Raw genomic sequence first — 22,763 nt, forward strand, 5'->3', positions numbered from 1 at the left:
TTTTATTGGTTCTGTTAAAGGTTGATGTTGAAAAATGTTAATTAGATATGGCTTCGAATTTTACGGTCAGATTGAATAAAATAAATTTTGTTCGCAAATTAGGGAGTTTTCCACTACTTTACAATTTGAATTGTCATATGATGCACGTTAAATTCATCATGAAGTAATGTTTGAATTTTACGCAATACGACCTGTTCATCTACATCTTGTCCAACGCTTACATGACATGTTAATGATGGGAAATCTGATGTAATAGACCAAATATGAAGATCCGTTACTTTTATTACTTCTTTTACAGATAATATTTTTTCTTCAATTATTTCTGTATTTAAATGATTTGGAGCACCTTCCATCAAAATATGAAAAGAGTCGCGCGTTACGCGATATCCACTAAAAATAATTAAAACAGCCACAATGATACTAGCAATTGGATCGGCTATATTCCATTGGAAAAATAAAATAAGTAATGCAGCTGTAATAGCACCAATAGAGCCAAGAATATCACCAATAACATGTAAAAATGCACTCTTTACATTTAAATTGTCATTATCACCACGATTTAAAATAAATGCTGCCACAATATTTACTACTAGACCGAGAACAGCTACTATTAGCATGCCTGTACTCGCAACATTTGGAGGTGCTGAAAAACGTTTTACAGCTTCATAAAAAATATAGACAGAAATTCCAATTAACGTTAATCCATTTATAAACGCTGCAAATATTTCAAAGCGTCGGTATCCAAATGTTTTTTGCCCTGATACAGCACGTTGACCAACAATAAGTGCTACATAGCTAAGCCCTAAAGCCGCAGAATCACTCAGCATATGCCCTGCATCTGATAAAAGTGCAAGGCTATTTGTCATAAACCCGCCAATAACTTCTACAATCATAAATGATGTAATGAGTAAAAACGTCCACATGATTACTTTTCGATTGTTATTTTCGCCTTGGTGTTGCCCATGATTATTATAATGCTCCATAATTTGAATACCCCTTCCTCATTCAATTATGTCCATTTTAACCATTTATAAATCCTTTATTTCAGGCGCTGTGCATATCATTGATTAGTATACAAGTGTAAAAGCTAAGCTTCATTGACAATGTTTTAGATCTATACAAATACCGGTATTCTCTATCTTGCATAAAATTGTGTATACTCCTTCTTGTTATAAATCTATATTTCTCTTACTAAACAACAGAGCAATTTTTTTAAGTGGCAATCGCTATACAAAAAGTAAAATTTCTAATATTCTTAAAATACTATATATTTCGAGGTGAGGCTATTGAAAGCGATACGAATCAATCAATTTGGTACATCAGAAAACTTATTGGTAGAGCAAACCGAAATACAGGGGCCAACTGAAAATGAAGTGCTTATAAACCTTTATGCAGCTGGAGTAAACCCAAGTGATGTCTATACATCAACAGGTACATATGCGATAAAACCTCAATTACCATATACACCAGGGTTAGATGGTGCAGGTATTGTGGAAGAGGTTGGGAAGCAAGTAACAAATGTAAAAGTGGGAGATCGAGTATTTATTGCAAGTTTACCAAATGGCCAAGCGACTGGAACGATTGCGGAAAAAATTGTTTGTGAAAGCCGCTTCGTTCATCCGATACCAGCACATATTTCATTTGAAGAAGGCGCGGCGCTAGGTATTCCAGCTTTAACAGCATATCGGGCAGTAGTAGGCAGAGCGAATGTTCAGGCAGGGCAAACTGTGTTCATTCACGGTGCAAGTGGCGCAGTTGGTTTACAGGCTGTTCAAATTGCTAAAGCATTAGGAGCAAAAGTAATTGGAACAGCAAGTCGGGAATCCGGAAAACAGCTTGTAAAAGAGGCAGGAGCAGATATTGTTCTTGATCATATTACGGAGCAAACGATTGATACCGTATTAGAGCAAACAGATGGAAAAGGACCAAATGTGATTATTGAATTTTTGGCAAATGAGAATTTACAAACAGATTTGCAAATAATTGCAAAGCAAGGTGTCATCGTTATTGTAGGAAACCGTGGGGAAATTAATATTAATCCCCGTCTTATGATGCAAAAAGAGTGTGATGTGCGAGGCATGGTATTATTTAATGTTACGGCCGAAGAACATCAGCAGCTTATTCAAGAAGTAGCAAAATTGCTTGAAAAACAGCAACTTAAACCAGTAGTCGGTTATAGCTATCCTTTAGAAGAGGCGAGCATTGCATTTGATGCAGTTATTAATGGTGAGCATAACGGAAAAGTCGTTGTACGAACACAATAGTGAAATTTTGGACTAGTAAATATGCTAGTCCTTTTTTTATGGCTTATCACGATAACATGGGGTTGCTTTTCTAATAAAATTCCATTTTATTGCCGTTTGCGAGGCCCACCCATCCTAAAATTTTGCCTTCGTTATAAAGTGAAGTTAAAAACATCCAATAAAGCCGCTTGCGCTATCGCGAGGCGGCATTTTGGCATCCCCAACTTATGGTGATGAATTTTTTTATGTTTAATTTTGGAAATATTGACATTAAAGTGAAGAAATTCGAATACTTTTGCTATTATTTTGTCTGTTTAGTGCTATTTACTAAAAAAAATAGAAAAAATTGTTATGATATACGGGTAATATATAAGAAATTAGGAGCGTAACAATGGGATTTAAAGAAGAGTTTAAGCGAGAAATGCGCAATATACAAAATGATGTAGCAAAAGAGGTTGAAAAATATTGGGTCCTCGATTTTGAAGGACATAAAATAGAGATTATTAATGAGATGTTGGAGGAAGTATTAAAGATTGATGGTGAGATTATTGCCCAAAATGTTCGGAAATCCATCTGGTCACATATTTTGCCGTTTTCAACATTGAAAGGGACGTTTCATTCTAGTAGCGGGAAGAAACATAAAGTATTTGTCAAAATAGGCGGATTTGTAAAACTGAACGTAACGGTCAAAGTAGACGGAAAAGAGCTTTTACATGATGCGATGAAACTACAATTTTTACCCTGGTCCAATAAGGAATTTATCTTGCCATATATTGAACAGCAATTTCATGCAAACCAAAAATTAATAACAAAAGATTTACCGGATGATGCGTTTTTATATGATGAATTTCATCCAAAACATGCACCTGGATTTGCAGATCAGCTTCATACAGAAGAAGTAACGCCATTTTATACTAAAAAGCTGATCAAACTGTTTTTAGAACAGATAAACAATCCAACTGATGAAACTCGGAAAGCTACTTACGAAAAAATAAAAGATGAAAAAGTAATTAGTTATTATTATGAGTTTTTAGAACAGTTTTCTGGAATCGAAAAAGAGGAAAGTCGGGTAAAGGAAGAAGCAATTTGGTTACTTGAGCACGCTGCACATCGAGAAGTGGTGAAATTTGCGCTTGTTATTTTAGGGACAGGAAATTGCGAAGAACTGAAAGAGCGTCTTAAAATAATCGCACTTCACGAAGAATTTACAGGGGTAGCTCTTTTCGCCTTAACAAACGGAACGACAAGCAGCAATGAAACGGTTTGGTATATTGCAAAAAATGTAACAGGATGGGGTAAGTTAGAGGCGTTGAACTTTTTAGATGCAACTAATGAGGACATCCGTCAGTGGATACTACTTGAAGGATTAAAGGATACAGTTCCAGGCAATGCGTCTGCTTTAATATGTGCAAATAAAGGAAAGCTTGATATCGAATTGCATGAGTCTGCCATTTCTGAAAAAGTATTTCAAGGTGCCGGTACCATTATTTTAGCATTGCTATATGAAGGTTCTTATCAAACAATGGATGATTATGAATATGCAGGTCAAGTTCTGATGCGCTACACATATCATGCAAAAAAACATTGCCGCACACTTAAGCAGTTTTATATACTAACGCAAATTCATGAATATTTACAATATGATGAAGAAACATGGAGTGATCGTTTCTCAACAAACTGGAAGCCCCATGAAAAACGAGCAGTAGAAGAAAATATAGAGGATATAGCAAAAAATCCGGAGTATTTGCAACAGGCAATTGATACATTAAATAATGGGGTAGAAGATGAGGATTATGCAATCGCAACAGCACAATACTATCACGCTGATATTACTAATATAATGTTCGAGAAAATAAAGGCTAACCCGGAAAACTATAAGTATTACATGGCATTATTCACTTCTGAAAATGAACAAATTATCGAACAGCTTATTAAATTTACAGATTCATTTGGGGATTTCAATGACCTAACAGAGAATCAAAAAATGGTCGTATTAGTCCTGTTGGAGGAATTGGATCAGTATGACGGAGCTGGTTTAAAATTTTTAATTAAAACTTTAAAAACGGCTGACTACCACCTGCAATATATTGCGATGCAAACATTATGTAGATATAATAAATCTTCTTGGCAAGGTACGGAGATTGAACAGCTTGCTTTACGTTATGCAAAAGAAGCGAAAGATAAAGATGTTAAAGAAATTGCTAAGCAGTTGCTGGCATAAGCCTAGAAAGTCGAAGCCTAGATATCGGGTTTCGGCTTTTTATACTACCACCAGGGCTAAAATAAGGGGAGAAATTCCGTCTATTTGGAACTGGGAGTAAAAAACAGCCAAAATAAGGGAGAAATTCCGCTTATTCTCCAAAATTACACGGTATGAGGTCGTTTTTTCGTACTTAAGGGGAAAATCTCCCCTTATTTCCTCATGAAACTAGCATGCTCATGTAAATAACGGTAAATGCTCCGCTTATTTAATTACCTCTTACAAGGAAGAAGCTGATTTGATTTTTTTCTGATGCATGATTCCATACACAATATTAAAGAATAATGCGAAATTTATTGGATTAAGTATGATAAAATATATATTTACTTCCAAATAGGTTAGTAAATAGCTCCAAAGTATTAAAGCTATACAATATAAAAAAATCATCGGTTTGCTAAAAAATTTGTCTTCAGTCATAATAACATCTCCTGAAATCTTGGTGGAAATTAATTTCCCAAAAAAATTAGTATATGGTAATACTATCATAGAGCTTTGATGATTTAACAGATTTCTTTTCGAGTATGAGCACAAGGAGGGAAAGTATGATTAAAAATAAATTAGCAATAGCTATTTCCTTCATTCTTTTAGTGATTTGTATGTCTATTTATTTTCCGTTTCCAAATAACGAAATGATAAAAGCCCGGTCAACATTTATGACGTTTCCTATACGAAATGAAGAAGGCTATGTATTTCTTGGGATTTTCACTTCAGTGTTATTCGTTACTTCGCTAGTTATATTGCAAATTGGATTGAAAAAGTATCATTTTAGAACATTGGTATTGGTAATATTGTCTTTTGCCTTACTACCATTGGCGCTTATTACAATATTCCAAGAAACATTTGCAGATGGTATTTATGCGATCAAGTATGATGGTAACGGCAATTGCAATTTTGAATATATGAGTGAGGACTTATTAAATGGCGAATGTAGTCTTGTACTACATAATCGGAGTAATGAAACAGTATCTTTTCAACTGGAGTTTATAGATTCACATTTCTATGACGAGGACGGAATTAGAATGCAGTCTCTGATGAATGTTGCCGGACCATTTCATGTGACAATCGAAGCAAACAGAAAAGAGTCGATTCAATTCAATGAATTATTGGATGTGACAGGTATTCCTAAGCATATTGATGGTGGAAGTTCGTCTAATATCCATATAAAACTTACAGAAGGGCAGCGTTCAAGAAATCTATAAATACCACTATAGGGGTGTTGCTACAGATGAAAAGATTATTACTAGTAATATTATTATGTCTATCACTAGTAGGATGTTCGGATGAAGCTGAAAAAGGTGAAGACATCTTATCGAGTGCCGCTGAGTTTAACCTTCAACAAGCATTTGATCTGAAAGAAGAACATAGTGTCACAATGTTTGTAGAAGTTTATGAAAACGGTCAATTTATGGGTGATAGAGAAATATATTTTGGCAACAACTTTGAAGGGAACGGCAAAGTTCAGTTTTCTATGTTTAGAGCAGAAAATTCAGCGGAGTTGTTTTTAGTAGGAGCGATTCAAGATAAGAATCATGCCGTATCTAAAAAAATGTTCGTGGAAACGTCTGAATGGGGCGTAATTTTTAAAGCGGCAGAAAATGATGTGATAACAAAAAAAGGGCAATACCGAATTGGCATGTATGGTTCATTGTCTGAAGAAGATTCAACAACCTACACAGAGCCTTTAAATTTATCTGTTGAAGAGAAAAAAGAGTTCATCGAAGCATACGAACGTTATCCGGTTGTTAATGTTGTAGTGGTTGAAGTAAATTAAAAAAAGAGTATTGCGGAGAAGGGTGCAATACTCTTTTTTTGCTATTTATACTTCCTTCTAAACAATAAAGTGGACAAAGTACCAAGCACAATAATCGTACTAAGTACAAATAGTAAACTCGTCATACTTGAAAGAATGGAGCCGTTTATTTCATACATGACACCATAATCAACTTTGTACGTTCTAGCATAAACGTCATTTCCGGCAAATACTTTTTCAACGGATTGTGCAGTAAATACATCGCGTAGTAATACAGTTATATGGCTTACCGGGAAGAAGTGGATGACAGATTGGACGGCACTTGGCAATACTGCCATCGGAACGTATATACCGCATAGAAACCCTAATAATGTTCCACTAATTGTGCTCACTGTAGAAAATGCCGTTTCCGTATTAATAAATAACACGATAAATAAATTGATCATACTACTCATGACCACCGCTAAAATTAAAATACCGATTGCTTTTAACATTGCGATGGGAGAAAGCCATTCACCGCCAATGGAAACGATGAAAATTTCACAGCAAATAAAGCCGATAAAAGTCATGGAAAACCCAATAATAAAAGAACTGATTACATAACTTAACTGTATTTTATAGCGCGATGCAGCAGTTACTAAAAAATCTGCTGTCGTTTTTGATTCTAAATCTTTTATATAAATCCCAAATACCCCGAGAGTTGCCGACATGGCGATTATTGATAAAAGTCCAGCGACCATCCATTCACTGACCAATACTTCAATTTCAGGTGTGACAGCAACATATTCCGCGATGGAGTTAACCTGAAGATTCTGCAAAAAAATAGCGTAAAGACCAATTAAAATAAGGACCGAAAGCAAAGAGAAGAAAACGAGCAATTTATTTCTGAGGAATACTTTGTTATTTCGGCTGACTAAACTAAGAAGCATTCATGTCACCTACTTCCTCATTAATCTGAATAAATACTTGATCAATCGAGCCTTTAATCACCTCAAATGATGCAAGGGAAGGTTGAATCCGTTCGATAATCGGAATCGCATGTAAAGTAGAGGGGATATTCACTTTATAAACATCACCGAATTGCACCATTTCACAGCCAATTTTTTCGGAAATAAGTTCAATATCCGTCTCTTTTTTAAAGGAAAGCACCAGTTGATCAGATGCAAAGCGTTCTTTCAATTCATTTGGTGTGCCTTGAGCGACAATTTCCCCTTTTTTAATGACAACTATTTGATCCGCATTTGTTGCTTCCTCCATGTAATGGGTTGTTAAAAATATCGTCATACCAATCTCTTTCCTTAGTCGTTCAACCGTTTCCCATACGAATTTTCGGGTGTGAGGATCGAGTCCAGTAGTCGGTTCGTCTAGAAATAAAATCGAAGGCTTATGGATTATTGCGCGGGCAATATCGGCTCGTCTACGCTGGCCACCAGACAATTGGCCATATTTTTTATTCTCTATTTCACCAAGCTTTAAATATTGCCAAACGAAACGATAATTCTCTATTAACTGTGCTTTCGTTAATTGATAAAAGCGACCACGATGGATAATATTTTCCTTCACAGTCAGTTCTTTATCAAGCAGGCTTTGCTGAAAAACAATCCCAATTGATTGCCTGATCCGATCATTATCCTTCATCGTTCCAAGTCGGTGCCCATTAATCGTTACATCCCCGCTAGTTTTTTCAAGCAATGTACATAATATTTCAATCGTCGTCGATTTACCGGCTCCGTTACTACCTAAAAATGCGAATAAAGAGCCTTTTTTTACTTGGAAATCAATCCCTTTTACTGCTTCGATCGAACCAAAATGCTTTTTTAAGTTCGAGACTTCAATGGCATAAGTCAATGTTATTCACCTCGATTTTGTTTTAAAACATCATTCATTCGTTTAATATCGCGTTTAATCGAAAAGAAAATAAAGCACCAAACGATAATATAAATGGACGTTGACTGAATAAATAAAAGGATGAATGTAGACGGTTCATCAAAAGAAAACCAATTCCCAAAAAGTCCGACTGTAAATACAGAGCATAGAACTATCCCATAATGAAGTGTTAAAACCGCTATATAAGGCCAATGTTTAATTAAAAATAAACTGTTTGCACAACCAATGATGACCCCTAATGAAAGGGCTAATAAAAATTGATTTAACAACTCTGCACCAGACCAGGTAATAGACGTGTCATTGTACGTAATGAGTGCGATGATGAAATAAGACATAAAAACACTGACAAAGCAGCTAATTAAAAAGTTTTTCACTTGCCAGCACCTCCTAACCCGAGCGCTTCCTTTAGTAGTTTGAAATAATTACGGCTGACAGGAACAACTGTATCATTTGCTAAAATGACTTGGGGGTTGCCAAGCACTTTTGATTGGATGGAAACAATTTTATCGATGTTTACGAGCATGGATTTATTGACTCGGATAAAGCTAGAATGAAAACGTTCTTCTAATTCATAAAGTTTATTCTTTGCTTCAAATTCTTCTTCATCTGTTTGTAAAAATACTTTTCCATTTTCGGTAAAAATCGAATAAATTTCACGAGATTTTAGTAAATGAATGTCTCCATTGGAATAGCCGGCAATACTTTCAGGTGTTGAGCTATTAATTTTTTTCATTAATTGTTCGACTGTTTCATCAAATTTTGGTGCATGGATATGAACTTCGATTTCTGTGCGGTCATTTTCAATATGTAAGTGGACTTTCATACACTGCTCCTTTCATGATTTCATTGTAGCATTGGAATTTTTATATACTTGATTTTGCCAGTAACAGGTAGAAAAAACGCGTTGACAGGTAATTTTAAGCGTATGAAGAAGGACTCTTATCTTATTGTACTTCGAAAATGAATAGTTGAAGAGGTTTTCTTTCAACGCTCTGTCAGCCAGTCATAAAAAGGGACAGGTCTTGTTTTTGGATATTGTTGCTGCTCTTTGCTCTCCGGTAAAACAGGGCGTGCTACTGCCTTGTCATACGCTCCTTTATAAATTGCACGTAAAGTTGTTCGAATAGTTAATTTCCCATCATGAATGTCTTGAATTATTCGCCACATTGCATCTTTCGCAATCGTAAACTCCCGCATATTTTGAATCGGTGTTGCTAAAATAGCTGATCGTAGCCCGTCCTTTAATTCATCATTTAACGGCAGGCTCATTAAAAACTCATACAATGTTTTTTGCCATTCATTCATCTGTGTGAGCGTATTATTATATATTTCTTTTAAAGAGCTTGTTTTAAAAAGATTAAAAGAAATAGTTTCGTTACACGAAAAATCTTCGCTATCCTCAATTTCATGCACTTCTTTAGCTGAGACCCGATCGGACATTTCCGATGGGACATGTAAAATTTTATAAATGTTAGCTCCTTTAATTCCATTTAGTTTCGTGCTTGCTACTACACATAAAATCCCAAGATCTGCTGCTTTTTTTACAGCACGATACACTGTTTTCGTGCTAATCCCGATACTATCGGCAATTGTTTTTGCCTTTAAATGCGCGGCGCCAGGATAGGCAAGTGCAGACTGTGCAATACGTAAAATGACATTGCGCTCACTTTCGGTTAATTCATGTTCAGCTAGGTGAGCCGCTACTGCCTCGTCCATTTCTTTAATTGAGTTAAATGTTTGATATGTTTTTAAATATTCGAATACCATTATTTGCATCTCCCTTCATCATACATATGTCAAAAATGAAAGAAGTAAGGGACATCTTTTTTGATTATTTTTTGAATTTAGGTTATTCCATTCTAAAATAAGGGGAGATTTTACCGTTAATTGAATGATGTAGCTCATTTTTAGGATAAATAAGGGAATGTTTTACCGTTATTTTAAATAAAAACCTGAAATATCACGTTTTTTAGGTCAATAACGGAAATTCATTACCTTATTTTTACATTTTTTATTTTATTTATGAAATAAGGGAAATTCATTCCTCTATTTATCTCATTACACTCGGGGCCGTCCAACTTCGAGTGGGAAAAACCCCAAATCCTTGTGCCAAGCCCCCAAATTTATTCAAATTTGTCATCCCCAAACTCATGTTGATGAACCCCAATAAAAAGTTTTTTTCATAGTAGTTTTATTTTTATGAATAATTTGGGTAAAGAGATAGGAAAGTTGAGTTCGGCAAACCAAAAACAGCTTAAGAGATTTATACTAAAATGTTGGCTTCCTAATACTCAAGTGAAATTTTATTTTTAATAAAAATTGTAGGTCATGCTTTATTTTTTTTAGAATAATGTCAAAAATCAAACAGAAAAAGCTAGTTTTGTGGTTCGGATTTCAATTCTGTTCTACAATAAGTATCTATTATTCTAAAATACGTAAAAATTATCTAAGTAAGAGGAAGTGAGTTTATGAAACTAGCAACGAAAATTTTATGGGCGTTAGGGTTAGGGGCAATTGTAGGTATAGGATTAAACCTTGCAGCGCCTTCATTCTTTACTGAAGCAGACCGATTTTTCTTCACACCATTAGGGACGATCTTTTTAAACTTAATTAAAATGCTTATCGTACCGTTAGTGTTTTTCTCCATTGTAGTAGGGGTTGCAAATATAGGTGATCCGAAAGCATTAGGTCGAATGGGAAGTAAAGCGATGCTGTTCTTCTTAACAACGACAGCTATTGCTATTACAATTGGTATTGCTTTAGCGGTGATTTTCCAACCAGGTAATAAAGGTCAATTCGATGTACAGGAAGCAAGCTATGAGGCTGCAGAAGCACCACCTGTATCTGAAACGTTGCTTGGAATTATTCCGGCGAACCCGATTGATGCAATGGCAAGTGGCGATATGCTGCAAATTATATTCTTTGCGATCTTTATTGGATTAGGTATAAGTTATTTAGCTTCAAAAGTAGATTTAGTAAAACGCTTTATGGAACAGGGAAATGACCTTATGATGTTCCTTGTAACATTAGTTATGAAATTTGCACCGTACGGAACGTTTGGATTGATTGCATCAGCGGTAGGTAAGCAAGGGTTTGATGCATTACAGGCGATGTTCTGGTATATGATGGTCGTATTATTGGCTTTATTTATACATTTCTTACTGATTTATGGAAGTGCGTTAAAAGTATTAGCAAAACGTAATCCAATCGATGTTATTAAAGCTTATCTTCCTGCAATGACTGTTGCATTTAGTACATCAAGCAGTAGTGCTACACTACCTATTTCGATGGAAATTGCACAAAATAAATTAAATGTACCAAAAGGGATTAGTAGTTTCGTACAGCCACTTGGTGCCACAATCAATATGGACGGTACAGCTATCATGCAAGGTGTTGCAACGATTTTCATTGCACAAGTGTATGGGATCGACTTATCGTTTTCTCAAATGATAATTGTTGTTATGACAGCCGTATTAGCATCTATCGGTACAGCAGCAGTTCCAGGTGCAGGTATGATCATGCTTGCGATGGTATTGGAATCAGTAGGTTTACCGGTAGAAGGTATTGCATTAATTATTGGTATTGACCGCTTACTGGATATGACACGTACAATGGTCAACTGTTTTGGCGATTTAACATGTGCCCTTTATATCACAGAAAGTGAAAAGGATAAAGAAAAGACAGCAGTAGCTGAATAATAGTATAAATAATAATTTAAGGCATCGAGTTTAATATCACTCGGTGTCTTTTTATTTGTCTTCATCTCTAAAATAGAAACTACACTTTTTATTGGTAAATAATTGAATATCTGAAACTTTATAGTTGTTTGTAAAGTATAATGTAAGTGTAAACAAATGTTTACGCAAAGAGATAGGGGGATGAAGAATGGTAACTTTTAAAAAGGCAGGAGCAATGTTATCTGCAACAGCGCTATCTGTAGGTTTATTAGCACCAATGGCAAGCGCTTCAACGTTAGGAAATGAACGTATGGATACATTGCCAATTCAAGTCGCACAAATGAATACAACGGTAACAAAAGAGGATTTAATGAAGCGTTTTCGAGAATTATTTCCAAATGAGTTTCCGAATGTAACCGAAAAAGATTTTCGTATGGGATCGGGTTTCTCACATCCTAAAGATTCCACGTTGCGTTATGAACTTCGCTTTATGAAGCAAATTGATAATCAACATGTGAGTGGATATTTTACTTTTGTAGGAGAAGCATTAGAGTTAGAACAATTTTATTATCAACCAGTAAACTCTAAGGATGTATTATTCCCAGCGAAGTATTCTAAAGAGGAAGCGCAAAAAGTAGCGAATACGTTTCTTGAAAAGTTCAATGAAGGTGAAGGGTATGAACTAGTACCAAATGAATATGATTATTATTCATCTTCTATTTTGACTGAACCCGTTCAATACTCGTTTATGTATGCAAAGAAAAAATCAGGTATTCCGATTTTAGACCAATCGATCAATATTAGGGTGTTAGGAGATGGCACAGTATCCTCTTTTTATAGAACAACAAGTGAAAAAAATAATTTTACGTTTGATGATCCTTCCAAAAAACAAAGTGAATCGGTCATTGCCAACCGTTTACAGGATGCATTAAAGGCACAGTTGTCATATAAAATTGTCACAGATTATTCTACAGGTGATTACAAAGTAAAGCTAGTTTATCAACCGAATAGCCAGGTGGTTTCAGGTGTACATGCTCAAAGTGGAGAATGGCTTACAACGGATGGGCTATCCTCAACGTTATCAGCTCAAGCGATTACACCAATTGTGACGGCACCATTAGCAGCAAAACAGCCGAACTTAACATCAGAACAGGCGCAGGCGATGGCGCAAAAGTTGCTCGCAACAGATCAAAAAGGTGTTAAATTAACGGTTGAGTCAGTTGAAGAAATAACAGAGGCTGGTAAGGAAGTATATAGCATTCATTATATGTATCACTATAGAAACAGTGGGACAGGCACTACACTTACAATTGATAAAGCTACAGGAGAGGTAATTAATTATAGTGATATCAAAAATAGCCTTGAATTAGAAGATGAAGATAATGATACGGAAGTAAAATTCACGAAGCAACAGACATTAGATAAGGCGATTGCATATGTGAAAGAATGGGTACCATCTTATGCTCACCAGTATGCATTACCAGTAGATGAGGGACAGCACGAAAGTTATAATGATAGTTATTATTTTACGTTCCCACGTATTGTAAATGGGTTAATGGTTGTAGGTGATAATATCTCAGTTAATGTCGATGCCAAAACAGGCGCTTTAGTAAGCTTGCGTGTAAACGGATTTGATGATGTAGAGTGGCCTGCCGCAACAGAAGTTTTAACAGAGCAGGAAGCAACAAAGCTGTTGAAAAATGAGTTGAAACTGAAGCTGCAATATGTAAATCATTCAAATGTGGAAAATGATCAGCATTATAGCTTAGCATATCAACCGGTCTTCAAAGAAGGTTCGTCTGCTACCATTGATGCAAAAACAGGGGAATGGTTAGATGTTTATGGTATGGCTAGTTCAAACAAGCCGAAAATCAAGCATCCAACAGCTGCAGAGGAATTAAATTATTTAATTCATGCAGGGATTTTAGAGGTAGATGGAACATTTAATCCAGATGCATCCGTTACTAAAGAGGAAGCGTTAAAAGTATTACTGAAATCTGTAACCTATATGTATTACAGCTCTAGATATAATGAATATGAAACGTCAAATCAATCGTTTAACGATATAACGTCTGATCATCCATTATATTCATTTGTAACACATGCCTTAAGTATGGGGATGCTTGATACGTCTTCTAAAACGTTTAATCCGACTGGAACTCTTTCAAATCAGGAACTGGCAAAATGGGTAATCGGTATGTTGAAGCTTGATAAACCAGCGCAGCTTAGCGATATATATGAACTGAAATACAGTGATGCAGCACAAGTTAGCCAGGAACTACGTGGCCATGTAGCATTAGCTCATGGATTAGGACTACTTGAGGCGGAAAATAATCAGTTAAAGCCAAATAGTGAAGTAACGTATGCGCAATTAGCACAAGCAACTATTCGTTTAGCTCATAAAATGAACGAATATGAGATTAGAAACTATTAATGAGTGACTGTTCAAATCAAAAATAAATTAAAAAAAGACAAGTGCTGTATATAATAGCATTTGTCTTTTTTAGATACAGTTGCTCGCTATTTTCAGTGCCCACACAAAATAAGGGTATATTTTACCGTTATTTGAATGATGGAGCTCAATTTTAGGATAAATAAGGGAACGTTTTACCGTTATTTTAAATAAAACCGTGTAATTTCATCTTTTTTAGGTCAATAACGGAAATTTCTTCCTTTATTTTTATTGTTTTTTAAGTTTTTTTAAAAATAACGGAAATTCATTCCTCTATTTATCTGACTACGCATTTCAATCTACAAAGCTTTAGAACCACGCAGCTGGGAAAGCCTGTTTTCAATAGTTCTAAACTATATTACCTCATCCAAAAGTGCGTATTCCTTATTTTTACGCTTCCATAAAAATATAATGAAATAAATATAGAAGACAAATAACAATGCAGCACTTGAAAGGCCAAGGATCTCGTAAACTTCCACTGGAAAGTGCATGCCGACAGAACTAAACAGCAGAAAGATTAATTGTAAGTTAATATAGAGCGTCGGGAACATACTCTCTTCACCACGTAAAATTTCATTTGATACAGAAAAAATACAGGCAAGATAGAGAATTGTAAGAAGTCCATTTAATATAGCAACGATTTGAAGCGCTAAATTTGCAGATGGCACGAACATCTCAGGCAGCCATATTCCCATTAATGACGTTACGGCAAGTACCGTAGCACAGAGATTACCTAGTTTGGCATACTGGGCCTCCACTTTTGAAAACGCATAAACAATAATAATGAAGCCGATAAAATCCGGAAAAATATCAAAATTGCCAAAATTGATGTCAAAAAACTGAAACAAAACCCCGATTATAATAAGTTTGTGAAAGTTCATAGCTCGCCACGCTCCTTCACTATACTGTTTACCCAGTCCTCACTTGGTCTCGTATTTAAAAATTGGGTTAATGTCAAAATCTTATCTTTTCTGCATTATCCACAATATGTAGTTCCAGTTTAAACAGTTCCATTTCATATTGTGCCTCGCCGTCTGTCGTTTCTAAATATAGTTTATCTTCGTTGTTTAATTGAAGTGGGGCAGTTAGTGGAAGCTGTACAACCTTCCCATTTATTTTGAAATTTAGCAGGTTAACCCGATTATCTACGACATTTATTTGTTTTAACGTAAAAGGTTCTAATACTTTATAAAAACCGGATGTGCCATCTGTCCCGACAGAACTAGATAAGAACTCTAGCTGCGGGATCTCCTCATACTCATAAGTTGTAAGTGAGATCGGTGTTGTCATCCTATCCTTAAAATGAATTGTCCCTTTTGTAACGCCATCTAAAGGAGTTAAATCTTCATTTTCATATAGCCATATAACCGGTGAAATCATACTGTAATACGTATATTTAACATATGTTTCAAGCGTAGTCTGTGGCTGCGCGTTAAACATCGAAAATGGCTGTTCAGGGTAATAATGGTGCCCGTTAAATTCTATCGATTGAAATTCATGCGGATCTATTGAATTCGTTATATATGAAAATTTAATCGTTTTGTTTGCAAAATCAATCGTACCGGCCACAGGAATCGGCTCATCCAGCATCTTTGCATCATAGTAAAGCGTACTCGTTATTTGTATAACACCAACTATGACAAGTATCAGTAATAATTTTTTCATTTAATTCTCCTAACTAGACCCTCTAAGATAGTAAATCTAATAAAATTCCTCTTGATTGGTGGGCTACGGCAAGACAGCGCTAAAGCCACGTGATACGTGTCTTTATCACTGTCTTTATTGCCGTTTGTGAGGCCCACCAATCCGAAAATTTTGCCCTCGTTATAAAGTGAATTAAAAAACACCCAATCAAGCCGCTTGCGCTATCGCAAGGCGGCAGAGAGCGGAAATGCTATGTTTTATAATCTTTATTTTTGCAGAAATTCACTTTATGCCAAAGCAGAGTGACGTGGAGCGAAGGGTGAGCCGTCCAAAAACTTACTTCAACGCGTTTTCCCCGTAGCGCAGCAGAACGCAATTCATTAGAAAATCTTATTTTTTAATTTTGTCATCCCCAACTTATGGTGATGAATGTAATTATTACAGAAACAGTATACCCTATGCTATTCTAAAATGAATGAGCTTTTGTAAGTGTTTTCCATGGACACATACGATTCGTTAATTTCGGAAGTGTATGATTGTATGCGGATAAGGCTTTGTAGTATTCATGAGACTCTCCCGAAATTACCGAAATAAAAAAGTGGTACGAGTATAAATTCGTACCACTTTTTACGTTGTTTAGCTTGAGTATCTATCTGTTTTTAGCTATTTTATCCGCTTTCGAACCCCAATACGTCGCAAGAATTGGTCCGGAAATATTGTGCCAGAAACTGAAGATGGCACTCGGAACGGCTGATACTGGATCGAAGTGGGCCATTGCTAATTGTGCGCCTAAGCCTGAATTTTGCATACCGACTTCAATTGAGACAGCTTTTTGATCATCGTACTGAAGTTTAAATAGTTTTGCTAATAAGAAACCAAACAAGTATCCTAACCCATTATGTAAAATGACAATTGCAAAAATAATTAACCCAGTTTCCAAAATCTTATCACGGCTTCCACTTACTACAGCTGCAACAATCATAACAATCGCAACAACAGATACGGTAGGAAGAATATCAATACTTTTCTCGACGATTGGCTTAAATAAGAACTGAGCAAGAATTCCTAAAATAATCGGAATTAATACTACTTTGATCACTGACATAAACATCGCCATAAAAGAAACGGGTAACCATTCACTTGCTAATAAGTATATAAGAGCCGGCGTCGCAAACGGAGCCATTAATGTCGTAAATGATGTAATCGTAACGGATAAAGCTGTATTTCCTTTTGCCAAAAATGTCATAACGTTTGATGAAGTGCCCCCTGGACAACAACCTACTAAAATAACACCAACCGCAATTTCCGGTGGTAAGTTAAAAATCTTGGCTAACGCAAATGCTAGCAACGGCATAATAACAAATTGAGAAACAACCCCAATAATAACACCTTTCGGGTACTGTAAAATTAATTTAAAATCATCTAATATCAATGTCATTCCCATACCGAACATGACAATCCCTAATAAAATAGTAATGTAACTGCCAATCCACGTGAAATATTCAGGCATCCAAATTGCTAATCCAGCCGCAACGAGTACCCAAATCGCAAATGTATTCCCCGCAAACTTACCTATTTTCTGTAAAACTCCCATAATGATGTGACCTCAGCTTTCTATTGAATTCTAGTTATTGTAATATATTAAATTTTTAATTGCAATAAAATTCAGAAAATTTTGTTTATCAATATTGAAAATTATGATTAAAAATTAGTATATGCTCCAAAACATATCAATTTCGTAATTTTTAAATAATCAAAAATATTACAAAAATAGGTTTACTTAACTTTTTATAGTGGTATATAAAATTATTGGTTTTGTCTCAGCCAGTAAATTTCCCCATGTGTAACATCTCCAATTTTAAGTGCAATCCTGTTACAACCACCATTAGTAAACTGAAAAATAATAAATAAAGAGTAGGAGTGAGAGTTGAATAAATAATATTCTTTTTATTATGCAGTCATTTAATAAGTTCTTAAACGAACATTAAAAAGATAGCTATAACTGCATGTTACATAGTGAACCGATTTTGTTGTCATGTAAAATTTAATTGAATAATGGAAGAAAAAGGGGGACTTTAAGTATGAAAAGGATGTTTTTAATTAGTATTTTAATATTGTCAGTTGTTTTATCTGGTTGTGTAGGAAGTACAAGTAGTAATTCTGATAGTGGAACAGGCGATGGTAAAACGAAAATTAGCTTCATTCATTGGCGAGGCGAAGATAAAGCGGCTTTTGATAGTCTAATAGCTGATTTCGAAGAACAAAATCAAGACATTGAAGTCGACATGACAATTTATCCATCAGAACAATATCAATCTACAGCGCAAACGTTATTACGTGACGGCTCAACAGGGGATGTCTTTACAAGCTACCCGGGTTCTCATTTTGAGATCATTAAACAGGCAGGTTTATTTGAGGATTTATCCAATGAAGATTTTCTTGAAAACTATAATGAACGATTAATTTTAGCTGGTCAGGCAGATGACAAGCAATATGCAGTACCATTGCAACTTGTATTTAATCAGCCTGTATACAACGCTACATTATTTGAAGAATTAGGATTAGATCCAAACCCTAAAAGCTGGGAAGAATTTTTAGCCCTTTGCCAAGCGATAGCCGATGCAGGACATACTCCGATTGCCTTCCCAGGTGCAGATATTGGTCCGGGACAGTTCATGAATTCTATGATGATGAACAATGCTCCTAAAGAAGATATTTTTGACAAGCTAATAGCTGGGGAAGCTAAGCTTACAGATGAATGGTGGGTAAAAACACTTACACAATTTAAAGAGTTAAACGACAAGGGCTATTTAGGAAATGGTGCTCTAGGAACAAATCATCCAGGTGCTATTGCCATGATTGCAAACGGTGATGCAGCTATGCTTGCAACTGGTTCATTTGCAGTAGCCGGCATTAAAGAGATTAATCCAGATATTGAATTAGGTTTACTTGCACCAATTACAGTTTCAGAAAGTGAAGCTGTGTGGGAAGGGATTCATACAACTACATTCATGCTTGCAGTAAATGCGAAATCGAGTAAAAAAGAAGCAGCTAAAAAGTTTGTATCTTTCTTATCTGAAAAAGAAAATGCCGAGGAATACGCAAACAAAACAAGTCAGCACGTAACAGTTAACGATGTTGAGTATACATCTGAAGAATTAAAATCAGCAGAAGAATGGTTTGAAAAAAATACCCGCTTCCAACCACGTTATTTAATTCCAAATGCTGATGTAGAAAAAGCTGTTATTGCTTCAATCCAAGCTGTATTAAATGGAACGGATCCGGTAAAAGCAGCTGAAGACTCTCAAAAAATTGTAGATCAAAATATTTGATAGAAGGGGGATTTTTTCCCCCACTCTATTTAATGTAAAGGGATGATTGGATGAACTTAAAAAGGAATAAGGTCTTACTATTATTTTTAATTCCAGGTTTAATTTTATATTCTACTTTCTTTATCATTCCTACTATTAATGCTGTAATATACTCTTTTACAGATTGGGACGGACTTTCGCCAGACTTTAACATAGTTGGATTTGATAACTACATAAATATACTTACAAATGATTCTATATTCTTGAAGGCTATGGGCAATAACTTGAAATTTATGCTATTTGTCTTGATTTTCCAAACGGGCTTTTCATTGCTGTTTGCACTGTTTTTAATTAAAAATACAAAAACAAATGTATTTTTACGTGCATTATATTTTTTCCCGACAATTTTAAGTTCAGTTTCTGTAGCGTTTATTTGGTCATTTGTTTATGACCCAAATATCGGCATATTAAACACGATTCTAGGTTATTTAAATCTTGAGTTTTTACAGCAAAGTTGGTTAGGTAATCAAAATATAGCTATTTATTCAGTTGCTGTAACACAAGTTTGGTTCCATACAGGTCAAATGTTAGTCATTTTTGTAGCAGGATTACAAGCGATTCCTGAAGATTTATATGAGGTGGCTAATATAGAAGGCGCAAGTCGTTGGCAGCGTTTTAGGTATGTTACTTGGCCGATGATTGCACCATCAGCGACTATTGTTATGGCATATACGACCATTCAGTCCTTTAAAGCTTTCGACTTGATTTTCGCAATGACGCGTGGTGGCCCTAATTATTCAACGGAAATTTTGGCAACGCTCATTTATACGACTGCATTTAGAAGCTTTGAGTTCGGATATGCTTCAGCTGAATCAGTCTTATTCATGATTATTATTGCTATTATCACAGTACTGCAATTTAGAATGTTGAGAGCTAGTAAGGTACAGGAATAGGGGGAAGTGACATGCGTTTTATAAGGTTCATACTTTTAACATTATTTGCTTTAGTCGTCATTATACCTATGATGATTGTCGTTCTTACAACATTTAAATCTACATCAGAGGTATTTTCAAATATATTAGGATTACCGAGCAGCCTTAGTTTTAAAAACTACGTATCCATTTTTACGGAACAACCAATGTCCCGTTATTTCATGAACAGTGTAATTGTTACGTTTTTTTCTGTAACGCTTACTCTATTGTTTGCAACTTTGATTGCATATAGTGTAACGAGAATGTTTGGATGGATTGGGGTCATTATCTTTTCGTTATTTACGCTGGGAATGATGGTGCCTGCTCAAGTAAATATGATACCGCTTTATCAGCTAGTATATAACTTAGGCTTAACAAATAGTTTGCTAGGTTTAATTTTAGTAAATATTGCTGTCACAATGCCCGTTGCTATATTTATAATAACTGGATTTATGAAATCTATCCCTAAATCATTATTTGAAGCAGCTACAATTGACGGAGCCAGTGAATTTAAAATGTATTATAAGATTGCCTTGCCTTTATCATTGCCTTCAATTGCAGCGACAGCCATTTTCTTATGCGTAATGCACTGGAACGATTTATTGTATCCATTATTATTTATTACGAATAATGATTATAAAACGCTTCCTCTTGCATTGCTGGAATTCCAAGGAGAATATGCGACGAACTATCCACTATTATTTACTGGAGTCTTAATAGCATCAGCTCCTATGATTCTTGCATATTTATTCCTGCAACGCTACTTCATTGCAGGGATTACAGCGGGTTCTGTTAAAGGATAATTAATTGTATTATAGCCGAATATATAAGCGGATTTGGAAAATTAATCGTTTTCCAGATCCGTTTTAATTTTATAGGAGAGTAAATTTTGTATGGATTTATATGTAGAATAGTTATAATTTCTATGATACTAATTTTTAGAAATAAATATTTTTGTTATTATAGCACTTAATAAAGTAATTATTAGCAGTAGTATTCCATCAGAATGAAAGAAATTGAAACCATAAATAAGGATCCCACAAAGTACACAACTAATTGTGTTCAATCCAAAAAGAATACCCCATATAGTCTTTTTAAATTTTTGATACGCTTTACTTCCCATTAAAAACTTGTTGTAAAAAAAGCAAATGATTGCTAGTCCTATTACAAAGGACAAAGAAGAAATAAATGATGATGTAAAAATAATCGGTTCTTCCCAAGGCATGTCGACAGTAATAATATTCACTAAATTAATCATATTTAAAGTAGCAATGCAAAGAGCAACAAATAAGAAAAGAAACCATTCAGCTAAATAAATAATAGGCATAAAAAATTTTCTTAACGTAGGTTGATTATTCATTTGAAACCTCCAATATATGTAAGACTAATAATATATACGTTAAAAGGATATCTAAAGTTTCCTGAATTTTACTGTTTTCTCTCTAATACTCTAGCCCGTTAAGAAAAGGAAAATGTCAAAGTGGTGATGACATATCGCTTTTTGCATATACATACACTACTCTAATAGGGCAATATCATGAATAAGGCAACATTATTGGCGGGACGGCGTTCTATTATAAAGGAGAACATACATAAAAGTGGTAGGTTTTCGGAATTTCTATTGTGAAACGTTCCAAGTTTTTGTATGCTATATGAATGTAGAAGTGGACTAAAGGGATAAAATCGGTTTCTGTCGATTTCGACTTTGAAGATTGCAAATGATTGGAGTTGTTTTTGTTGTTAGATACAATCATTTTACCAATGATTGAGTTTTTTAAAGGGTTAGGCTATTTGGGTGTATTATTAGCACTCTGCTTCGAATTTATTCCGGCAGAAGTCATCTTACCGATGGCCGGGTTTTGGATATCTCAGGGAGAATATAAATATTGGCTAATGGTGCTTGCAGGTACTGTAGGTGGAACAATTGGGCCATTGACATTATACGCGGTAGGTCGCTATGGTGGTCGTCCGATTGTACTGAAGTATGGGAAGTTCTTCTTGATTAATGAAAAGCAAGTAAATGCAGCGGACAAGTTTTTCGCAAAATATGGTGCTGGTGTAGCCTTTTTCGGGCGCTTTATGCCAATCGTCCGTACAGCGATTTCCGTTCCGTGCGGGATGACAAAAATGAATGTATGGAAGTTTTCAATTTACACGTTTTTAGCAATGTTTCCGATTACCGCGCTTTATGTGTATTTAGGTATTAAGCTAGGTGAAAATTGGGAACAGGCAGGAGAGCTGTTTAAGCAATACCTACAACCATTTGTTATTCTCATTATAATTTTAGCAGTAATTTATGCGATTTATAAATACCGCATTAAGTTATTAGAGCGTAAAATGAATTTACCAAATAAGAAATAGTTTTTGAAAAGGTAGCCTCGTTAAAGGGCTACCTTTTTTATTTCCATAAACTCTCTCTTAATTGATTGGTGGGCTACGGCAAGACAGCGCTTAAGCCACGTGATACATGTCTTTATCACTGCCTTTATTGCCGTTTGCGAGGCCCACCAATCATAAAATTTTGCCCTTGTTATAAAGTGAAGTAAATAACCCCACTCAAGCCGCTTG

The 22,763-nt window shown here is 35.2% G+C and carries 20 protein-coding genes; 10 read left to right on the forward strand and 10 right to left on the reverse strand.

Annotation, left to right across the window (positions count from 1 at the left end; all coding sequences use genetic code 11):
• Nucleotides 1-113 precede the first annotated feature (113 nt).
• Nucleotides 114-983, reverse strand: a complete 870-nt coding sequence (locus tag MKY13_RS07190) for a cation diffusion facilitator family transporter (protein WP_339216062.1) — start codon at nucleotides 981-983, stop codon at nucleotides 114-116.
• Between the two features lie 294 nt (nucleotides 984-1,277).
• Between MKY13_RS07190 and MKY13_RS07195 the strand changes: the two genes are divergently transcribed.
• From MKY13_RS07195 to MKY13_RS07210, 4 genes are all read left to right on the forward strand, one after another.
• On the forward strand, nucleotides 1,278-2,264 hold the full coding sequence (locus MKY13_RS07195; protein WP_339216063.1) for an NADPH:quinone reductase: 987 nt from the start codon (nucleotides 1,278-1,280) through the stop codon (nucleotides 2,262-2,264).
• Nucleotides 2,265-2,634: 370 nt separating this feature from the next.
• The gene (locus tag MKY13_RS07200; RefSeq protein WP_339216065.1) at nucleotides 2,635-4,464 is read left to right on the forward strand and encodes a hypothetical protein; all 1,830 of its coding nucleotides are present in this window, start codon (nucleotides 2,635-2,637) and stop codon (nucleotides 4,462-4,464) included.
• A 581-nt stretch (nucleotides 4,465-5,045) separates the two neighbouring features.
• Nucleotides 5,046-5,702 (forward strand): hypothetical protein, encoded by a 657-nt coding sequence (locus tag MKY13_RS07205; protein WP_339216067.1) that lies wholly within the window; start codon nucleotides 5,046-5,048, stop codon nucleotides 5,700-5,702.
• Nucleotides 5,703-5,728: 26 nt separating this feature from the next.
• On the forward strand, nucleotides 5,729-6,274 hold the full coding sequence (locus MKY13_RS07210; protein WP_339216069.1) for a hypothetical protein: 546 nt from the start codon (nucleotides 5,729-5,731) through the stop codon (nucleotides 6,272-6,274).
• A gap of 41 nt (nucleotides 6,275-6,315) precedes the next feature.
• Here MKY13_RS07210 and MKY13_RS07215 read toward each other — a convergent pair whose 3' ends face one another.
• From MKY13_RS07215 to MKY13_RS07235, 5 genes are all read right to left on the reverse strand, one after another.
• A complete protein-coding gene (locus MKY13_RS07215; RefSeq protein ID WP_339216071.1) occupies nucleotides 6,316-7,182 on the reverse strand; it encodes an ABC transporter permease in 867 nt (288 codons plus the stop codon).
• On the reverse strand, nucleotides 7,172-8,101 hold the full coding sequence (locus MKY13_RS07220) for an ATP-binding cassette domain-containing protein (RefSeq protein WP_339216074.1): 930 nt from the start codon (nucleotides 8,099-8,101) through the stop codon (nucleotides 7,172-7,174). Before MKY13_RS07220 ends, MKY13_RS07215 begins: the two co-directional genes overlap by 11 nt.
• A gap of 2 nt (nucleotides 8,102-8,103) precedes the next feature.
• Nucleotides 8,104-8,514 carry a DUF3021 domain-containing protein gene (locus tag MKY13_RS07225; protein ID WP_339216076.1) on the reverse strand — a complete coding sequence of 137 codons (411 nt, stop codon included), beginning with the start codon at nucleotides 8,512-8,514 and terminating at the stop codon, nucleotides 8,104-8,106.
• Entirely contained in the window at nucleotides 8,511-8,963 is a 453-nt protein-coding gene (locus MKY13_RS07230) for a LytTR family DNA-binding domain-containing protein (RefSeq protein ID WP_339216078.1), read from the reverse strand. Before MKY13_RS07230 ends, MKY13_RS07225 begins: the two co-directional genes overlap by 4 nt.
• Nucleotides 8,964-9,124: 161 nt before the next feature.
• Nucleotides 9,125-9,907 (reverse strand): helix-turn-helix domain-containing protein, encoded by a 783-nt coding sequence (locus MKY13_RS07235; RefSeq protein ID WP_339216080.1) that lies wholly within the window; start codon nucleotides 9,905-9,907, stop codon nucleotides 9,125-9,127.
• A 701-nt stretch (nucleotides 9,908-10,608) separates the two neighbouring features.
• On the opposite strand from MKY13_RS07235, the gene MKY13_RS07240 reads away from it, so the two are divergent.
• On the forward strand, nucleotides 10,609-11,838 hold the full coding sequence (locus MKY13_RS07240) for a dicarboxylate/amino acid:cation symporter (RefSeq protein WP_339216083.1): 1,230 nt from the start codon (nucleotides 10,609-10,611) through the stop codon (nucleotides 11,836-11,838).
• Nucleotides 11,839-12,025: 187 nt separating this feature from the next.
• On the forward strand, nucleotides 12,026-14,251 hold the full coding sequence (locus MKY13_RS07245) for an S-layer homology domain-containing protein (protein WP_339216085.1): 2,226 nt from the start codon (nucleotides 12,026-12,028) through the stop codon (nucleotides 14,249-14,251).
• Between the two features lie 371 nt (nucleotides 14,252-14,622).
• On the opposite strand, the gene MKY13_RS07250 is transcribed toward MKY13_RS07245, so the two are convergent.
• The 3 genes from MKY13_RS07250 to MKY13_RS07260 form a co-directional block, all read right to left on the reverse strand.
• Nucleotides 14,623-15,150, reverse strand: coding sequence for a hypothetical protein (locus MKY13_RS07250; protein ID WP_339216087.1), 528 nt, complete (start codon nucleotides 15,148-15,150; stop codon nucleotides 14,623-14,625).
• Nucleotides 15,151-15,223: 73 nt separating this feature from the next.
• Nucleotides 15,224-15,934, reverse strand: coding sequence for a hypothetical protein (locus MKY13_RS07255; protein WP_339216089.1), 711 nt, complete (start codon nucleotides 15,932-15,934; stop codon nucleotides 15,224-15,226).
• 628 nt (nucleotides 15,935-16,562) lie between these two features.
• Nucleotides 16,563-17,507, reverse strand: coding sequence for a bile acid:sodium symporter family protein (locus MKY13_RS07260; RefSeq protein WP_339216091.1), 945 nt, complete (start codon nucleotides 17,505-17,507; stop codon nucleotides 16,563-16,565).
• 487 nt (nucleotides 17,508-17,994) lie between these two features.
• Here MKY13_RS07260 and MKY13_RS07265 point away from each other — a divergent pair, with 487 nt between their 5' ends.
• Genes MKY13_RS07265 through MKY13_RS07275 form a run of 3 tightly spaced genes read left to right on the forward strand, consistent with a single transcriptional unit; the run spans nucleotide 17,995 to nucleotide 20,998 of the window.
• Nucleotides 17,995-19,245 (forward strand): ABC transporter substrate-binding protein, encoded by a 1,251-nt coding sequence (locus MKY13_RS07265; protein ID WP_339216093.1) that lies wholly within the window; start codon nucleotides 17,995-17,997, stop codon nucleotides 19,243-19,245.
• A 50-nt stretch (nucleotides 19,246-19,295) separates the two neighbouring features.
• Nucleotides 19,296-20,177 (forward strand): sugar ABC transporter permease, encoded by an 882-nt coding sequence (locus MKY13_RS07270; RefSeq protein ID WP_339216095.1) that lies wholly within the window; start codon nucleotides 19,296-19,298, stop codon nucleotides 20,175-20,177.
• 11 nt (nucleotides 20,178-20,188) lie between these two features.
• On the forward strand, nucleotides 20,189-20,998 hold the full coding sequence (locus MKY13_RS07275) for a carbohydrate ABC transporter permease (protein WP_191699220.1): 810 nt from the start codon (nucleotides 20,189-20,191) through the stop codon (nucleotides 20,996-20,998).
• Nucleotides 20,999-21,126: 128 nt separating this feature from the next.
• Here MKY13_RS07275 and MKY13_RS07280 read toward each other — a convergent pair whose 3' ends face one another.
• On the reverse strand, nucleotides 21,127-21,555 hold the full coding sequence (locus tag MKY13_RS07280; RefSeq protein WP_339216098.1) for a hypothetical protein: 429 nt from the start codon (nucleotides 21,553-21,555) through the stop codon (nucleotides 21,127-21,129).
• A 401-nt stretch (nucleotides 21,556-21,956) separates the two neighbouring features.
• On the opposite strand from MKY13_RS07280, the gene MKY13_RS07285 reads away from it, so the two are divergent.
• Entirely contained in the window at nucleotides 21,957-22,556 is a 600-nt protein-coding gene (locus MKY13_RS07285; protein ID WP_191699434.1) for a DedA family protein, read from the forward strand.
• Nucleotides 22,557-22,763: the final 207 nt, after the last annotated feature.

This window comes from Solibacillus sp. FSL W8-0372 (genome assembly GCF_037969735.1).
GTDB classification, from domain to species: domain Bacteria; phylum Bacillota; class Bacilli; order Bacillales_A; family Planococcaceae; genus Solibacillus; species Solibacillus faecavium.

What these genes read in the sequence shown, in the direction of transcription:
- MKY13_RS07190 (WP_339216062.1), bottom strand. Translation starts at nt 983, where the DNA reads ATGGAGCATTATAATAATCATGGGCAACACCAAGGCGAAAATAACAAT.
- MKY13_RS07285 (WP_191699434.1), top strand. Translation starts at nt 21,957, where the DNA reads ATGATTGAGTTTTTTAAAGGGTTAGGCTATTTGGGTGTATTATTAGCA.
- MKY13_RS07280 (WP_339216098.1), bottom strand. Translation starts at nt 21,555, where the DNA reads ATGAATAATCAACCTACGTTAAGAAAATTTTTTATGCCTATTATTTAT.
- MKY13_RS07240 (WP_339216083.1), top strand. Translation starts at nt 10,609, where the DNA reads ATGAAACTAGCAACGAAAATTTTATGGGCGTTAGGGTTAGGGGCAATT.
- MKY13_RS07265 (WP_339216093.1), top strand. Translation starts at nt 17,995, where the DNA reads ATGAAAAGGATGTTTTTAATTAGTATTTTAATATTGTCAGTTGTTTTA.
- MKY13_RS07250 (WP_339216087.1), bottom strand. Translation starts at nt 15,150, where the DNA reads ATGAACTTTCACAAACTTATTATAATCGGGGTTTTGTTTCAGTTTTTT.
- MKY13_RS07205 (WP_339216067.1), top strand. Translation starts at nt 5,046, where the DNA reads ATGATTAAAAATAAATTAGCAATAGCTATTTCCTTCATTCTTTTAGTG.
- MKY13_RS07255 (WP_339216089.1), bottom strand. Translation starts at nt 15,934, where the DNA reads ATGAAAAAATTATTACTGATACTTGTCATAGTTGGTGTTATACAAATA.
- MKY13_RS07260 (WP_339216091.1), bottom strand. Translation starts at nt 17,507, where the DNA reads ATGGGAGTTTTACAGAAAATAGGTAAGTTTGCGGGGAATACATTTGCG.
- MKY13_RS07230 (WP_339216078.1), bottom strand. Translation starts at nt 8,963, where the DNA reads ATGAAAGTCCACTTACATATTGAAAATGACCGCACAGAAATCGAAGTT.
- MKY13_RS07245 (WP_339216085.1), top strand. Translation starts at nt 12,026, where the DNA reads ATGGTAACTTTTAAAAAGGCAGGAGCAATGTTATCTGCAACAGCGCTA.
- MKY13_RS07215 (WP_339216071.1), bottom strand. Translation starts at nt 7,182, where the DNA reads ATGCTTCTTAGTTTAGTCAGCCGAAATAACAAAGTATTCCTCAGAAAT.
- MKY13_RS07200 (WP_339216065.1), top strand. Translation starts at nt 2,635, where the DNA reads ATGGGATTTAAAGAAGAGTTTAAGCGAGAAATGCGCAATATACAAAAT.
- MKY13_RS07270 (WP_339216095.1), top strand. Translation starts at nt 19,296, where the DNA reads ATGAACTTAAAAAGGAATAAGGTCTTACTATTATTTTTAATTCCAGGT.
- MKY13_RS07275 (WP_191699220.1), top strand. Translation starts at nt 20,189, where the DNA reads ATGCGTTTTATAAGGTTCATACTTTTAACATTATTTGCTTTAGTCGTC.
- MKY13_RS07235 (WP_339216080.1), bottom strand. Translation starts at nt 9,907, where the DNA reads ATGGTATTCGAATATTTAAAAACATATCAAACATTTAACTCAATTAAA.
- MKY13_RS07210 (WP_339216069.1), top strand. Translation starts at nt 5,729, where the DNA reads ATGAAAAGATTATTACTAGTAATATTATTATGTCTATCACTAGTAGGA.